The following is a 16,136-nucleotide window of genomic DNA, read 5'->3' as shown; positions in this document are numbered from 1 at the left end:
TGCTTCGTGGGTGTCTGATCAGGCGGATTAGAATCAGAAGAAACTGAGTTGGCTGGCTGCCGGTTCCGGCGGCCGGGTTGGGATTGGTTGTTCACGTTTTTTTAATTCCTCGAGTATATTTGGTAACCTGGCCATATCGGCTATAATAGTTGCTCTTAAACTGCCCTGGTGCAGCGCCGCCGCCGGATGATACATGGCAAAGCAGGTATAATCCCCGCATTTTTCGGACTGGCCGTGGATGCGGCTTATCGTCTTCCTGGGAAAGAACCTCGACATCGAAAATCTGCCCAGCGTGACGATGACTTTCGGTTTGATGATCTCCAGTTGCTTATCCAGCCAGGGCTTGCAGGCAGCTATTTCCTCCGGCAGCGGGTCACGGTTCCCCGGCGGCCGGCTCTTTACGATATTGGTGATATAGACGTCTTCACGCTTGAGCCCGATCGATTCAATAAGTTGAGTTAAAAACGTCCCTGCCGCGCCGCAGAACGGCCGCCCGGTACGGTCCTCATTGAATCCCGGCGCCTCGCCGATGAACATGATCTCTGAACCAGGGTTCCCTTCACCAGGCACGGCGCAGGTACGTCCATTAGCGAGTCCGCACCGCTCGCACCGCCGGATCTCCCCGGCTAATGCCTCGAGAGCTACGGCGTCAGCCACAGGCAATACGTTGAAGCGTCATTCAAAGCCATATTAACACTAGGATGAGATTGAGTCAATCGAGCAGACTCGGCTGCGCTGAGACTATTCGATGATGATATCGAGCCCGTCAAGCAGCGCCAGGGCTTCGGGCATGGAGAACCTAGTCTTCTTGAGGATATTGTTGCGGACATCGATCGAATAGTTCCGGGCGCTGCTGAAATCCGCGCCGGTCAGATTCGTCTTGAAAAACTGGCTATTCTCCAGATCGGTTTTCTTGAATACACCGTTAGTGAGGTCGGTTTCGATGAAATCGACTTCTTTAGCTTCACAGTCGATGATCTTGATACCGGGCAATTTCAACAATCTGAAATTGGAATAGTTGATCTGGCAACCATCAAACTCCAGGTCTTCGATAACTATCGCCTTCGTCCAATCGAACCCGATGACCTTGGATTTCAGGAATTTCACTTCCCGAAACCGGCAATTGACCGGCTTGATCGCGCTGATTACGCATTCCACCAGCCGGCAACTCAGGAATTTGCATGATTCGAACTTGCAATCCACAAAGCTGCACCGGATGAATTCGCATTCGTCGAATTCCCTTCCTGTGATGGTTTCATTCGAGAGCGACAATCCGGTAAATGTCTCACGGTAATATGCTGTTTTCGGAAAACCCATGAGAATATTATACCCCGTTGACCCGGTATCCGATAGAGAGTTTGGGGCTTCTTCCAATTATTCGACTTCCGGTTCAATACTACCCCCCACCCCACCCCTTTTGCTATAATGCGTATGTTCCTGTGCCGCGTTATCGATAACGGCTTGGATATGAGGAAAGGACCAGATGACCAGACTGCGTTTTGACGACCCCGCCATTTATAGCGCCATCGCCGCCGAGGATACGCGGCAGCAGGAAACCATCAACCTCATCGCCTCTGAGAACTATGCCTCCCGCGCCATCCTCCAGGCGCAGGGATCTTCTTTGACCAACAAGTACGCCGAGGGTTATCCCGGCAAGCGCTACTACGGCGGCTGCCACAATATGGACACCATCGAATCCATCGCCATCGACCGGGCCAAGGAGCTTTTCCGGGCGGAACACGCCAACGTCCAGCCCCACTCCGGCGCCCAGGCCAATATGGCGGCCTACTTCGCTCTCATCAAGCCCGGCGATACTATCATGGGCATGAGCCTGTCGCACGGCGGTCACCTGACCCACGGCGCCAAGGCCAACTTCACCGGGAAGATGTATAACGTGGTAGCCTACGGCCTGGACCAGGAGACCGAGCGTATCGATTATAAAGAGATGGAGCGACTGGCCGCCGAATGCCAGCCCAAGGTCATCATGGCCGGCGCCTCCGCCTACCCGCGGGTCATCGATTTCGAACGCATCCGCCACATCTGCGACGGTGTCGGCGCCAAGATGATCGTCGATATCGCCCACATCGCCGGCCTGGTGGCCGCCGGGGTGCATCCCTCACCCGTCCCCTTCGCCGATATCGTGAGTTCCACCACCCACAAGACCCTCCGCGGCCCACGCGGCGGTTTCATCCTGTGCAAAGAGGAATACGCCCACGCTATCGACTCCGCCATCTTCCCCGGCATCCAGGGCGGTCCGTTGATGCACGTTCTGGCCGGTAAAGCCGTCGCTTTCCGCGAAGCCGCCATGCCGGAATTCGTTGATTACGCTACTCAGGTGCTGCAAAACGCCAAGACCCTGGCGCGGGAACTGGAGAAGTTCGGCTTCCGGCTCGTTTCCGGCGGCACCGATAATCACCTGGTGCTGTTGGATCTCACCGCCGCCGGCGTCAACGGCAAGGACGCGGAAGAAGCGCTGGGGCGCTGCAATATCGTGGTCAACCGCAACACCGTGCCTTTCATCGTCGGTCAGAAGGCCACCGCACCCAACGGCATGCGGTTGGGTACGCCCGCGGTGACCAGCCGCGGCTTCGGCGAGCCGGAAATGGTCAAAATCGCCGGCTGGATCGAGGAGGTCATCAAGAACTTCGGCGACGCCGCCATAGAAACCCGCATCGCCGCAGAGGTCAAGGATCTGACCGCCAAGTTCCCGGTGCCGGGAATTACCGATTAGGTCAAATCGAGAATCGAAATTTGAAATTAGCAGCCCCTAGGGTTTGGGGATTTTAGGATTTTGAAGTTTTGATATTGTTTGGAATTTGGTGCTTAGAATTTAGAATTTCGAGGGAACCGAAGCCATGGATGAAATGAAGGTCTTTACCGGCAATGCCAACCCCGCGCTGGCCCGCGCCGTGGTGGAATACCTTGGCATACCCCTGGGCAACTGCCAGGTCTTTCAGTTCTCCAACGAAAACATCTTCGTCCGCATCATGGATAACGTTCGCAACCGGGATACTTTCCTCATCCAGCCGTTCACCACGCCGGTCAACCAGAGCATCATGGAGACCATGATCATGATCGACGCCCTGAAACGGGCCTCCGCCGGCCGCATCACCGCCGTCATTCCCTATTACGGTTACGGCCGCACCGATAAAAAAGACCAGCCGCGGGTGCCCATCACCGCCCGTCTCATCGCCGATCTCATCACCGTGGCGGGCGCCAACCGCGTCCTGACGGTAGATTTGCACGCCGCCCAGATCCAGGGTTTCTTCAATATCCCGGTCGATGAGCTTTCGGCCATCAACCTGTTGACCAACTACATCAAAAAGAAGAACCTGGAGAACCTGGTCGTCGTGGCTACCGATATCGGCATCTCCAAGCGGGCCCGCGACTTCGCCGCCCGCCTGGACGCCCCGCTGGCCATCATCGAAAAACGCCGCATGGGCAACGAGGACCGCACCGAAACATTAAACATCATCGGTGATGTCAAAGGCCGCATCGCCCTGACCGTCGATGACGAGATAGACACCGCCGGATCCCTGGTCAACTCGGTGCAGACGCTGCTGTCCAATGGCGCCACCGAGGTCTACTCTTGCTGCACCCACCCCATCTTCTCCGGCCCGGCCATCGAACGCATTGCCGCTTCCCCGGTGAAAGAGGTCATCGTCACCGATACCGTCCCGGTACCGCCGGAAAAACACCTAGACAAGATCACCGTCCTGCCCATGGCCCCCCTCCTCGGCGAAGCCATCCACCGGATCCACACCGGCCTGTCCGTCGGCGCCATGTTCCAGCAGGATTCGTAGCGGCCTTCCTGAAATCCCTCCACCGATAGGAGAGTTAAAGCCCGCGGCGGGCGAAGTTGAACATGTCATGGAACAAATCTCACTCCAAATCCCTCTCCCCAACGGGGAGAGGTTAGGTGAGGGGGCACATCTACTCAAACATCATCAACGACCGATCTCCTGCCAATGAATACCATCATCGCTTTCCGGTATCGTCGCTGGATTCCTTCAGTACTTCTTCAGCATATTCTGGATATAGCTTCCTGACACAGCTAGAGCAGAAACCGTGGGTAAAAATGGCGTCGGTACGGGAGGAAACGAAATCTTCCACTGTCCTCCCTTCACACACCACCTAACCAACGCTACTTCGGTTTTTACCTGTCTTTTTGCTGAGATACATGAGTTCATCAGCCCTGCGCATGATGGTCTCAGAATTATCGCCGGGTTGGGCCACGGTTACCCCGGCAGATACTGTGACACTCAATTCCCGGCCTTTTTGCGTCAACATAGAGCTGGCTACCAGATTCCGCATCCGCTCCGCGATATCGTAAAGCTGCAGGGCATTCACATTAGTGCCCAGGATAACAAACTCCTCGCCGCCCCACCGGAAGAATAACGATTGGGGGCTACGGATGTTAGCCATGATCGTCCGGGCAACCATCTTCAGAACGTCATCACCAATATCATGACCGTAGTTGTCATTTACCGCCTTGAAGTTATCAATATCAAACAGGATAACACCGAAAGGCCAATCATAACGATTAAACTCATTAAACTTGGTATCAAGGGTAATATTGGCATAACGCCGATTACCAGAACGGGTCAGTTCGTCGATAAGAGACAGCTTTTCCAGTTCAGCAATTTGTTCCTGAAGCTGAAAATTCTTTGAATTATCGGTAAAAGTCTCAATACCACCGATTATTTTCCCTTCTTCATCACGTATCGGCATCACCTTTACCGTAACCGGCACGCGGTGTCCGTCCCGGTGAAGCATGAATACGGAGGCTTCATGGGGCTTACCATCAGTCATCGTGGCGGTCAGCGGACACCGTTCAGACAAAGGCGGGTTCCCTGGTCGTCGGTGTGGACCAGGATATTGTCGGCGCATTTGAAGCCCATGACTTCATCTTCTGCCCTCCCGGTCAGCTCTGTAGCAGCCTTATTCCAATAGGAGATTCTTTTGTCGCAATCAACAAAATAGACGCCTTCACTCAGGTTGTCTAACAAGTTTTTATACAACTCTGCCTGTATCATAATAAGGCATTTACCTTCTCTTCCAATTCCCGTCGTTCAAAAGGCTTGCTGAGATAGGGGATATTATAGGTATTAAGATAAGTTCTGGTTGACAGGTCTGATGTATCGCCGGTAATGAACAGCACCCTGGAAACCATGTCCGGCCACCGCACCTTGATCTCATCAAGTAATTCGATACCACTCATACCGGGCATCCGAATATCCAGAATGATAACGTCATAGGTGTTATCCATCAACTTATCCAAAGCTTCCTGAGGACTATAGCACTCCTGCACCTCATGCCCCTGACGGGTCATGATAATTCTAATCAATGCCCCGACCGACCGTTCATCATCCACCACCATGATTTTCGCTATTTTTGTTACATTAACCGGTTCAGTTTCATAATTCTCAACCCCGGAGGTTGTTTCTACGGGCATCATCGGTAATTCAACGATAAATGTGGTACCATTTCCCATAACAGTGTTTACTGAAATACTGCCACCGTGTTCCTAGATAATACCCATGGACAAGGCCAACCCCAGACCGGTGCCCTCACCCGGGTCTTTAGTAGTAAAGAACGGTTGAAAGAGTTTGTTTTTTACCTCTTCAGGCATGCCAGGCCCATCATCAGTAATCAGAACGCGAATATGACCATCGCGCTTTTCCGTTTTGACGATCAATACGCCTTTGCTATTAGCCTTCTTCATAGCAAATTCAGCATTGACGATGATATTCAGGAACACCTGCTGCAATTGACCGGCATCTGCCGTAACCCAGGGCAGATCCGGGGCATAATCCCTGACCACTTCGATATTGGCTGTCCTCATCACGTAGTTTCTGAGTTCCAGTGTGTTATCCAGCAGTTCCTCAATAGAAACCGAACTCCTAACCGGCTTCGACTGCCGGGCAAAGGTCAGCATCCGCCTGACAATATCCTTCACCCGCTGAGACCCATCATTAATGATCTTTAACTCTACTTTCATGTCTTCAGGTAAATCCTCCCTGCCCAGCAGCAATTCAGAGAACCCGATGACCCCGGTCAGCGGGTTATTAATCTCGTGGGCAATGCCCGCCGCCATCTCCCCGACTGCCGCCAGCCGGCTGGACAGCTCCGCTTTGTTCCGTAACTGTTGTTCTTTGACTTCCGCCTCTTTGCGGGAAGAAATATCCTGAATAATATGAACAGAACCGGTCAAATTCCCCTGATCATCAAAAATCGGGGAAGCACTGGCCTCGACCCATATACCCAGTTTTTTATCAAAATATTCACTGCTTTCCACTTGGCGGGTTTCCAATGTCCTGGCATGGGGGCACATGGGATGGGGTTGGTTCATCCCATGAATGACCTTGTAGCAGGGTTCACCGACCAATTCACTCTGGTTTTTACCGAGCACCCTGGCAAAGGCATGATTCACTCTGGTGATTTTATGATTTTTGTCCACGATGGCCACCATATCGGTTATGGAATCGAAAGTAGTACTCCATTCCTCGGCGGCTTCAGCTAACGACTGTTCCATCTGCTTATGTCCGGTTACATCAAACATAATCCCGCGTAGCTTAATGGGATTGTCTTCTTTCATCTCAACACTAACCACATCCCGTAACCAGATCACACCCCCGTCCTTTTTGATAAAACGGTATTCAAAGATATGAGGCTTCCCAGCTCTAGTGCATTCCATACAATATAGACTGGCCCACTTCCGATCATCTTCATGAATATGATCTGTCCAGAATTTGAGATCTGTCCAATCCTCTGGTTTGTATCCCATTATTCTCTGAACCTGGGGAGCGACATAGGTCCAGCGGTCTATTACAACATCATATTCCCAAGAGATAGACTCAGTATTTTCCGCCAGTAACCGGTATTTTTCTTCTGATTGACGCAGGGTTTGCTGTTCTTGAATGCGATCTGTAATCACCTCAGTGTAAACAATGAGCCCACCAACAGCGCCATCCAGTTGATACCATGGACGACACTCCCAACGAGTCCATTCCATAGAACCGTCATCTCTCAGATATGGGTCTTCATTTGCACTGACGACATCTCCCGTCAGTGCCCTTTGGTGAATAAGTTTCCACTTGTCTGGAAGGTCAGGAAAGACCTCATAATGATGTCTACCGATAATTTCTTGTTCTGTTAGTTTATACTCATCCAGATATCGCTGGCTGACGTACATATAATTCAAATCTTTATCATGAATTGCAACACCGCTGGTATTATGCTCAATCACATACCTCATCAAGTCACGAGTATGGATCAGTTCTTTTTCCGCTCTTTTCTGAGCAGTGACGTCTCTGACGGTGGAAACCATGATACCCTGGTCTGGTATAGGGATATTAGAGGCAAAGATGACGCGCTTTTCACCGGATTTGGTTGTAATTTCTATGTCACCCCACTGCATCCGGACAGGATCACCGCTCTCGATATCAGTCATCACCCGGCTGATTATCGCCTGTCGATAAACAGGATCGGGATAAACCTTCTCGAAAAAGGTCTGTATATCAGTAATGTCTTCTTTCGACCAGCCGTAAATTTCCTCAAATTTCCTGTTATGGTAAGTAGCCCGCCCGTCAGCGATATTGTTGATCGCCAAACCGATAGGCAACTGATCAATTATCATCTGAATAAAAGTGTTGCGGTTTTCCAATTCCTGAGCGGATTGTTTTAAACTTGCTTCAGCCTCTTTCTGCTCGGTAATGTCCAACGCTGTGGAGTAAACCGTATCCATCACCGGTGATGAATTCCATAGTATCCACCGGTAGCTGCCATCCTTATGCCGGTATCGATTTACAAAATCAACGACCTGATGCTGCTTCATTAATAAGCGCATTGCTTCTTCGGTTGCAGCAATATCGTCAGGGTGAACAAATTCCAGAAAAAGAAAACCCTCTAATTCCTTTAACTTATAACCAAGTACCTTTTCCCAGGCATGGCTTAAGCGGATGAAGTGCCCGGCAGTATCAGAAATAGACAATAGGTCTATAGGGCTGTTAAAGAATTGTTCCAGTTGGTTAGTTTTCTCCATTAATAACTGTTCAGCTTTGATCCTAACGGTAATATCAGTATCCAAAGCCAACACCGCGGGTGCATCTTGCCATTCAATCATCACAATCCGACGCCGCAACCAGATAATTTCCCCATCTTTCCGAATGATCCGCATTGAATATGCAGCGGGGGCTTCTTTACCCTGAATCCTCAACCGGAGAAATTCTTGTACCCTGTTCCTGTCTTCCGGGTGCACTAGATTGAATATATCAAGTTCGAACAATTCTTCAGAAGAATAGCCTGTTATCTGTCCCGCTTGTGGATTAGCAAACACTATTTTCCCATTTTGGAGGACGGTGATCGCACTGGGAATGTGTTCAGTTAACAGACGATATTTTTCTTCACTGGCTTTAAGCTGTTGTTCAGCTTTATTTCGCGCAGTGATATCTCGGGCAAGGGTTAAGACCGCGGGTTTCCCCAGTAACTCAAACCTGTGAACAACGACTTCAATAGGAATCTCGTGCCCGTCCTTATGACGATAAGCTGACTCCATGGTGACTTTCTTGTCAGTTTCCAGTCTCTTCATGATATCCGGGGGAGTTACACCGGCTTTTTCCCAGACCACAATGTCCCTTGGACCAAGTTTCAGCAACTCCGCTTTGGTATAACCCAATAAAGCACAGGCAGCCTGGTTCACCTCCAGGAAAACACCAGGCAGTCCTTCCGGGGTCGGCTGATGGACGAAAGCTGCATCACCACTGCTTTCAAATAAAGCCTGATATTTCTGACGGCTTTGTTGAATAATTGCTTCTGCCCGCCGGGCTTCAGTGACATCCTGCAACACACAATGGGTATGTTTGAAAGCCCCAGTCAGGTCATAGGCTACCTTGCCATCAATGGCCTCCAGCGTCACGGAGCCATCCTTATGCTTCATTAAAAACTCAGCGTGGGTTTTTCCAGCCGCTTTGAACTTGGGAAAACGTTCGCGAAAAATATCAGCCTGTTCGGGTGCCAAAAAATCGCCGAACCATTTACCGATGACCTCTTCCCGGGAATAGCCCAGACCGTTGAGCCACGCTTGGTTGACATCCTTGATGCGTCCTTCATTATCCAAAGACTGATAACCGAATGGTGAATTCATGAAGAATTCACGGTACCGTTGATCCTCTAGCCGCAAGGTTTGCTCTAAAGTCTTGCGTTCGGTAATGTCCGTAATCGTCACCAGTACCTGTTTCCCGCCAGAGATGTTGATAAGTGAGGTGGATATTAAAATATGCAGCTTCACTGTTTCCCCATGCCGCTCTATTTCGAACTCACCTTCTTCATTGAATATTGGTTCCTGCGTTTCCAGCGTCCGCATCACCCTGGAACGAACCGGACAATCGGCGCACTCCGCGTTCTTACCGCAGCCTTTACCGTGGAAAGAATTCAGACAATTGAAAACGTCACCACCCAGCAAACCCAGCAGTTCTTCCTTGCTCCTGCCGGCAAACTCAACTCCGGCGCGGTTGATATCCAAGACTCGCCCATCTTCATCCACCAGCATCATGATGTTCGGGGTGCTCTCAAAAACCACTGATAGTGTGGCATTCCGGTCAAGAAGTTCTTCCACCCAACCCCGCCCGGTTATATCCCGGAGCGAAACGAGCAATACCTCCTGCTCCTGCCAGGTGGCAACGGAAGACCGCATTTCGGCACGACCCACCGACCCGTCTTTTTTGAGGAATTCTATTTCGGCATCTTTGCCGGTTATAGCTGTATATTTGAATTTGTGGCCGACAAATTTCCCAGCTTCCCGTTCGAACAGTCTCATGGCAGCTGGATTTGCAAACAACACAATGTCTTTTTTATCGACTATGATTTTACCGTCAGGATCGTTGTTTATTATCCCCCATAAACCCTGATTGTCGGAATTTAGTGATTTTTCATTTGTCATATCAACCACCCTGACCTATTTATTAAAACCAGTCTGTTTTTTCAAATCACGCCGATACCATTCATTATACGCCTTGTGTCCATAGTTCTTATCAACAATAAGTTGCTGGTTACAGTGCTTAACTACTGGCCGGTCGATGGGCTTAATGTTATAATATCTTTTTCCAAAACAGGAATTAACGGAGAACAGCTATCGAGATCATCCCCGCCATAGACATCCGCGGCGGCCGCTGCGTACGGCTCTTCCAGGGCGATTACGCACAGGAAACCGTCTATTCGGACAGCCCGGTGGACGTGGCCCTTAAGTGGCAATCCATGGGCGCCCAGCGGCTTCATGTGGTTGACCTGGACGGCGCCAGGGACGGCGAGATGGTCAACTTCGATATCATCTCCCAGATCGCTCAATCAGCCGTGGTGCCGGTGCAATTGGGCGGCGGCATCCGGGACATGGAAAGCGTTCGGAAACTGCTTAAAGCCGGCGTCGACCGGGTGGTGCTGGGCACTGCGGCGGTGGAGAACCCGGAATTTGTCCGGGAAGCCTGCCGTAATTTCAGTGAGTCGATAGTCGTTTCTTTAGATGCCCGCAACGGTAAAATGGCGGTCAAAGGCTGGCGGGAAGAGACTGGCGTGGCGGTCATCGATTTCGCGCGGCAGATGATGGATCTGGGTGTCAGGCGTTTCGTCTTCACCGACATCTCCCGTGACGGTACCCTCACCGAACCTAACTTCACCGCGTTGTACGAACTGATTCAGGCCATCAAAACCCCGGTCATCGCCTCCGGCGGCATCGCCAGACTTAGCCATCTTAAAATATTGAAACTCCTCGGCGCCTCCGCCGCCATCCTGGGCAAGTCCATCTACACTGGTGCGATCGATCTGAAGCAGGCGCTGGAATTGTAATCGTCAAAGACACCTATATTTCGTCACATACGATAAAAAGAGAATAACCGGAGGAGAGAACAATCGTGGCAGTCAAAGGTAAAGGTCTCAAATTGGATGATAAAGGGCTGGTAGCCGCCATCGTACAGGACGCCAACACCGGTCAGGTGTTGATGCTGGGCTACATGAACAAGGAATCCGCGGAACTCACACTCAACACTGGCAGCGTCTGGTTCTATTCGCGCTCCCGCCAGGAACTCTGGAATAAGGGCGCCACTTCCGGCAACAAGCTCATGGTCAAGGAAGTCTGGCTGGATTGCGACAACGACGCCATACTGGTCAAGGCCGAACCCATGGGCCCCACCTGCCACACCGGCGAGGTAAGCTGCTTTTACGAGCCGCTGACCCTGGAATGCGTCGCCGCCACCGCCGCCTAACTGCTGTTCAAGAATCACTTATAGCAAATCCCGGTAACAAACTGCATTGTTACCGGGATTTGGTCATTGGTGCTTGTTTGGTAAAGCTCTTTGCACCCTGCAAAATCCAAACAGGTTATGTCATTGCGAGCGCCGGCCGGCGCGTGGCAATCTGATTTGATTGGCAATGATTAACATTAGGGACGGGCGATTTAGAATTCCCCCAGCGTACGGTAACGTATTTGTAGTATTTAAGTTGGTAGTATTAGTAACCTCATGCCGGTTCCTGATAGCCTTGATCCTGGAATTCGTTCAGTGTCTGAGCCGGGATTCCAATTCCCGCGCCGCGGACGGCATTTCACAAAGATTTCCCTGGTTGGGCACCTCGATAGTGACCACCGTGCCGTGACCGGGGTCGCTCTTCAAGCTGATATGACCGCCGATCAATTGCGCTCGTTCCTGCATGCCGGCCAGTCCCAGCTTACCCATGGCAGCCAGGTCGCTGACCCGTTGCGGCAACGAGAAACCCTTGCCGTTGTCCGCGATAGACACGACAGTTTTTTCGACGCCGTAGGTCACCGTGATCTCCACCTGTGACGCTTCCGAATGCTTGCGAATGTTGTTGGGCGCCTCCTGGACGATGCGGAAAAGCAGAAGTTGAACCTCACTGGACAGCGCCTGCTCCTGCCCCTTGACCATCACCCTGGCCTCGATTCCCTGCTTCTTGATGAGATTATCAGCCATCCACTCAAGTGCGGGAATCAGGCCGAGGTCATCGAGGATGCGCGGCCGCAGATCCTGGGCGATCCGCCGGGTGCTTTCCAACGCTTCCACCGTCTGCACCCTGAGGTCTTCCATCTTCTGCTTCATACCGTCGGAAAGCTTCAGGCGGCTGTTGGAGACGATGGCATCGATACGCTGAATCAGTAGTAATAACGACGGCGATACTTCATCATGCAATTCACGGGCGACACGCTTGCGTTCATCCTCCTGGGCCCGGATGACCTCTTGGACATAGTAGCGCATATTGTCCTGGAGCTGGCGCTCGGCGGTGACGTCGCGGGCAATATGCTGGAAACCCTTGATATCGCCTTCGCTGACCACCAGGCTGGTGGCCATGCGCCAGATTGCCACGGTGCCGTCACGCCGGACGATACGCTGCTCGTAGGGCTGATGAAATTCCTCACCGGCTAAAAGCCTCCGCCGCACCTCCCGGGCGATATCGTGAGAATGCGCGTCGGGCAAGAATTTAAGGACGTCCTTGCTGATCAGGGTTTCGGGCTCGTAGCCTGTCAGCCGCTCCGCCGCCCGATTGGCGTAAAGAATGCGACCTTCAAGGTCCTGTACCCAGATGGCGTCAGAGGCGTTCTCGAAAAGGTAGCGGTAATCCTGATCAGGCAGGTTAGATTTTTTCTTTTTCATAATTTTCGATACCCTGCGGTACGTCTTCCAGCGTCACATAACCCTCGCGGAATCCCTTGACGATGGCTTCTGTACGGCAGGAGCAGCGCATCTTGTTGAAGATATTGGACAGATGAGCCTTCACGGTGCGCATGGAAAGTGTCAGTTTCTCGGCAATATCGCGGTTGCTCATACCGCGGGCAGCCAGGCGCAGAATCTCGATCTCACGGGGTGACAGTTGCCCGCGCCCCTTATCTTCCGGAGCTTCTTTGGACAGGCTGACCACGCGCTCCAGAAGTTTCCGGGTGGCCATGGAGTCCAGCACGGATTCGCCGCTGCGGACAGCCCGGATAGCACCGACGATCTCATCGGCGCGGGCGCTCTTGAGCAGATAACCGGAAGCCCCGGCCTCCAGCAATCCCAGGATATAGCGGATATCGGAATAAGCCGTCAGGATCAGGATACACGTGGACGGATTGACCTTCTTGATGAGTTTGGTAGCCTCGACGCCGGTCAGCTTGGGCATGACGATGTCCATAAGGACTACGTCCGGTTTAAGTTCATCGACGAAACTGACCGCTTCTTCGCCGTCAGAAGCCTCCCCAACTACCTCCAGGTCTTTTTCCTGTTCCAGGAGCCGGCGCATGCCTTCGCGAAGTACCGCGTGATCATCGGCTATCAAAATACGTGTTTTGGCCATCAAATTCCTCGCTTCAGGACACAGTTCTGCCCTTCGTCGAATTGTAGTATATATCTGGTCTTTAATCAATAGACTGACTAGACCAAAAGATATAGCACCCGGGTAGCCAACGGGAATAATCCATAACCCTGCGGCGCTATCCTGCCATTTTCGGAGAATAATAATCCCGTTCAGACCCCTTGACTCTCCACTAACAAGAGAGATTATACTTATAGTGCGTTCGAAACTGATCGAAAGGAAATACCGTGGATAAACTGGATCTGAAAAAAGAACTAAAACACCTCTTCAATCCGCCGCAAAAGGAGCCGGTTATTGTCGATGTGCCACCGATGAACTATCTGATGATCGACGGCCGGGGCCAGCCAGATGGACCCGAGGCTGTCGCTGCCATCGAAACGCTCTACCCCGTGGCCTACACCCTCAAATTCACGGTCAAAAAAGAACAGGGCATAGATTACGGTGTAATGCCGTTGGAAGGTCTGTGGTGGTCCGACGATATGACCGATTTCCTGGAAGGCCGTCGCGACCGGTGGCAATGGACTTACATGATCATGCATCCGGAGTTCATAACAGCCGCGATGGTCGAAAAAGCCATTGATGAGGTACGGCGCAAGAAAAACCCCGCCGCTATCGGCAAGGTGAAGTTCGAATCACTTGCCGAAGGCAAAGCCGCCCAGATAATGCACATCGGTCCCTACTCCGAGGAAGGCCCGAACATCCTGAAACTGCACGCCTTCATCCACGACGCCGGACTATCGTTCGACGGTCAAATACAAAAACACCACGAAATCTATCTTTCCGACCCCCGCCGGACAGCCCCGGACAAATGGAAAACCATCATCCGTCAACCGGTAAAATAACGTACCCCCTAAAACCGACGGAAACAAAAAACACAGAATAAAAGCCGCCGTTTCTTTTCCCCCTTTGAAAAAGGGGGACTAAGGGGGATTTAAGGATCCCGCGCATTAGTAACCTGCTTCCGGAAACAATCGAAGCTAGTCGTCCAGCTTAACCGTCCCGCTGCCCCCACAGGCATGGCACTTATCCTTGCCGTTGCCGCCGCACGATGTACAAACCCGTTCACTCCCATAACTGCCCGGCTGCACCACTTTACCCGTCCCGCGGCATGACTGGCAGGCGATTTCCCCGGATCCGCCGCACCGGCTGCATGTTTCATGATGCGTCATACTGATCTCCGATAAGTTAATAGTTCATAGTTTCCAGTTACTAGTAGTTGATCTGTTAACATGTTTTCAGATAGCGAATCAACCCTGTTATTATGCGCGTAATATCGCTTCCCATATCGTAAAGCTGTGTGAACTGCTCTTGGGTTATATACTCCGCGTCCAAAGCGATATATAATTGTGCCTGAACTTCAGCGGCCGACCCCCTGGCGATGAACAGATACTGAATGAATTCACGATTTCCGCCCCGTTCGAACCCTTCCGCAATATTCGACATTATGGAAACAACAGCTCTTCGTATCTGGTCGCGCAGGCCATAATCCCTGGCAAAGGCATTGCTATTCGAAACATCATAAACAGCTTTGGAAAGGTGACGAGCCCTTTTCCAAGCTTCAATATCTTCAAACCTCTCGAAACTAGCCATACACCTCTCAACTATCAACTATTGACTATTAACTAGTAACTAGGCTACCCCCCGCCCAGCCCCGCCAATGCCATCTTTATCTTGTCTTCGAGCGATAAGTCGACATCCTTCGGCAGATTGACCACCGCCCTGGCCGCCTCAGCGCCTGTATAACCGAGGGAGGTCAACACCGCCAGCACCTCACCGTCAGCCGCCCCGGCAGTTCCCAGCGGTGTCGCCGCCCAGTTTTTGGATATCTTGTCCTTGAGTTCCAGGACGATACGCGCCGCCGTTTTCTTTCCCACACCCGGTACGGTGCATAGCATGTCCACGTTGCCGGTAGCGATGATGGTGGCCAGATCCCCGGCTCTGAAGGCGGACAACAACCCCAGCGCCAGCTTAGCGCCGATGCCGGAGACATCCAGCATGGTCTCAAATATCCCAAGTTCTTCAAAAGTGGTAAAACCATAAAGCGTCAGCGCGTCTTCCCTGACCTGCAGGTGAGTGAACAGCTTCACCTCAGACGCGTTCTGTATCTGCGACAACGTGGCCGTGGACATGAACACCTTGTAACCGATCCCCCCCACGCCTACCACCGCCCAGTCCGCGCCCAGCAGTTCCACTTTACCCCTGAGACTTGAGATCATGTAAGTCCACCCTTCCTATATCCGCCCTAATTTACGCCACGAACGGTAAAAAGGCAAGGGTCCCGTCTGAATTCCTCTCCCCAACGGGGAGAGGTTAGGTGAGGGGGCACGTCCAGCAACGAAGAATCGATTGAAATCACGCGCCCTTTTACGCAAAAATAAGCATCAATCGGGTTCAATCTGATAAGTCCGTAAATATATTTTCAAACCCGCCAAAAACAGCCTATTTTCACCCTTTTGATATGGTATAATATACTCCGTGATGTTCAGTTCTTCCGGCCTGTGGCGGGAAGCCCCGCCCCTTATGTTTACCCTCACCCGGCGATAGTACCCGCAAAAAGGCATTTATTTTATTTGATCTTATTTGTTTCAACCAAATAACCTCACGTTTGGAGCGTCGGACTCCAATCGTGAAAGATCCGAATTGTTTCCTGAAAATGGCATCGATGGAAAAACAAAAAACAATTCTCAACAGCGTTTATCGATCAATGACCGTGACACCGAAATTATCGGGCCCCGTGAGGGCGACCGGCCGGTCGCCCTCATCGTAGGCTGTGATCGTGGATA

General features: G+C 51.7%; 17 protein-coding genes. 5 read left to right on the top strand and 12 right to left on the bottom strand.

Translation table 11 applies throughout. From position 1 onward, the window contains the following. Positions 1-33 precede the first annotated feature (33 nt). Positions 34-657: a uracil-DNA glycosylase gene (locus ABFB09_RS02575; protein WP_346999656.1), complete on the bottom strand. Its 624-nt coding sequence runs from the start codon at positions 655-657 to the stop codon at positions 34-36. Between the two features lie 84 nt (positions 658-741). Next, positions 742-1,317 carry a pentapeptide repeat-containing protein gene (locus tag ABFB09_RS02570; protein ID WP_346999654.1) on the bottom strand — a complete coding sequence of 192 codons (576 nt, stop codon included), beginning with the start codon at positions 1,315-1,317 and terminating at the stop codon, positions 742-744. Between the two features lie 166 nt (positions 1,318-1,483). On the opposite strand from ABFB09_RS02570, the gene glyA reads away from it, so the two are divergent. Next, positions 1,484-2,731: a serine hydroxymethyltransferase gene (gene glyA / locus ABFB09_RS02565; RefSeq protein WP_346999653.1), complete on the top strand. Its 1,248-nt coding sequence runs from the start codon at positions 1,484-1,486 to the stop codon at positions 2,729-2,731. Positions 2,732-2,855: 124 nt separating this feature from the next. After that, a complete protein-coding gene (locus tag ABFB09_RS02560) occupies positions 2,856-3,803 on the top strand; it encodes a ribose-phosphate pyrophosphokinase (protein ID WP_346999651.1) in 948 nt (315 codons plus the stop codon). Between the two features lie 175 nt (positions 3,804-3,978). Here ABFB09_RS02560 and ABFB09_RS02555 read toward each other — a convergent pair whose 3' ends face one another. From ABFB09_RS02555 to ABFB09_RS02535, 5 genes are all read right to left on the bottom strand, one after another. Next, positions 3,979-4,113, bottom strand: coding sequence for a hypothetical protein (locus tag ABFB09_RS02555; protein WP_346999649.1), 135 nt, complete (start codon positions 4,111-4,113; stop codon positions 3,979-3,981). A gap of 21 nt (positions 4,114-4,134) precedes the next feature. After that, a complete protein-coding gene (locus tag ABFB09_RS02550; protein WP_346999647.1) occupies positions 4,135-4,842 on the bottom strand; it encodes a diguanylate cyclase in 708 nt (235 codons plus the stop codon). Beyond that, a complete protein-coding gene (locus ABFB09_RS02545; RefSeq protein ID WP_346999645.1) occupies positions 4,821-5,036 on the bottom strand; it encodes a PAS domain-containing protein in 216 nt (71 codons plus the stop codon). Before ABFB09_RS02545 ends, ABFB09_RS02550 begins: the two co-directional genes overlap by 22 nt. Continuing rightward, positions 5,033-5,458: a response regulator gene (locus ABFB09_RS02540; protein ID WP_346999643.1), complete on the bottom strand. Its 426-nt coding sequence runs from the start codon at positions 5,456-5,458 to the stop codon at positions 5,033-5,035. Before ABFB09_RS02540 ends, ABFB09_RS02545 begins: the two co-directional genes overlap by 4 nt. Before the next feature lie 69 nt (positions 5,459-5,527). Further along, positions 5,528-9,940, bottom strand: a complete 4,413-nt coding sequence (locus tag ABFB09_RS02535; protein WP_346999642.1) for a PAS domain S-box protein — start codon at positions 9,938-9,940, stop codon at positions 5,528-5,530. 191 nt (positions 9,941-10,131) lie between these two features. Here ABFB09_RS02535 and hisA point away from each other — a divergent pair, with 191 nt between their 5' ends. Further along, positions 10,132-10,839, top strand: a complete 708-nt coding sequence (gene hisA / locus ABFB09_RS02530) for a 1-(5-phosphoribosyl)-5-[(5-phosphoribosylamino)methylideneamino]imidazole-4-carboxamide isomerase (RefSeq protein ID WP_346999684.1) — start codon at positions 10,132-10,134, stop codon at positions 10,837-10,839. A gap of 65 nt (positions 10,840-10,904) precedes the next feature. After that, entirely contained in the window at positions 10,905-11,255 is a 351-nt protein-coding gene (gene hisI, locus ABFB09_RS02525) for a phosphoribosyl-AMP cyclohydrolase (RefSeq protein ID WP_346999640.1), read from the top strand. A 291-nt stretch (positions 11,256-11,546) separates the two neighbouring features. Here the strand turns inward: hisI and ABFB09_RS02520 are convergent, their stop codons facing one another. Then, the gene (locus ABFB09_RS02520) at positions 11,547-12,656 is read right to left on the bottom strand and encodes a PAS domain S-box protein (protein WP_346999639.1); all 1,110 of its coding nucleotides are present in this window, start codon (positions 12,654-12,656) and stop codon (positions 11,547-11,549) included. Next, positions 12,637-13,335 carry a response regulator transcription factor gene (locus ABFB09_RS02515; protein ID WP_346999638.1) on the bottom strand — a complete coding sequence of 233 codons (699 nt, stop codon included), beginning with the start codon at positions 13,333-13,335 and terminating at the stop codon, positions 12,637-12,639. Before ABFB09_RS02515 ends, ABFB09_RS02520 begins: the two co-directional genes overlap by 20 nt. A gap of 245 nt (positions 13,336-13,580) precedes the next feature. Between ABFB09_RS02515 and ABFB09_RS02510 the strand changes: the two genes are divergently transcribed. Continuing rightward, positions 13,581-14,195, top strand: coding sequence for a GyrI-like domain-containing protein (locus ABFB09_RS02510; RefSeq protein ID WP_346999636.1), 615 nt, complete (start codon positions 13,581-13,583; stop codon positions 14,193-14,195). 135 nt (positions 14,196-14,330) lie between these two features. Here the strand turns inward: ABFB09_RS02510 and ABFB09_RS02505 are convergent, their stop codons facing one another. The 3 genes from ABFB09_RS02505 to ruvA are packed head-to-tail and all read right to left on the bottom strand — an operon-like array spanning position 14,331 to position 15,569. Then, positions 14,331-14,522: a hypothetical protein gene (locus ABFB09_RS02505; protein WP_346999635.1), complete on the bottom strand. Its 192-nt coding sequence runs from the start codon at positions 14,520-14,522 to the stop codon at positions 14,331-14,333. A gap of 55 nt (positions 14,523-14,577) precedes the next feature. After that, entirely contained in the window at positions 14,578-14,943 is a 366-nt protein-coding gene (locus ABFB09_RS02500; RefSeq protein ID WP_346999633.1) for a four helix bundle protein, read from the bottom strand. 44 nt (positions 14,944-14,987) lie between these two features. Beyond that, positions 14,988-15,569 carry a Holliday junction branch migration protein RuvA gene (gene ruvA, locus ABFB09_RS02495; RefSeq protein ID WP_346999632.1) on the bottom strand — a complete coding sequence of 194 codons (582 nt, stop codon included), beginning with the start codon at positions 15,567-15,569 and terminating at the stop codon, positions 14,988-14,990. Between the last annotated feature and the right edge of the window lie 567 nt (positions 15,570-16,136).

This window comes from Dehalogenimonas sp. THU2 (assembly GCF_039749495.1).
Lineage (GTDB): Bacteria > Chloroflexota > Dehalococcoidia > Dehalococcoidales > Dehalococcoidaceae > Dehalogenimonas.
This window is presented reverse-complemented; position numbering and strand designations above follow the sequence as displayed.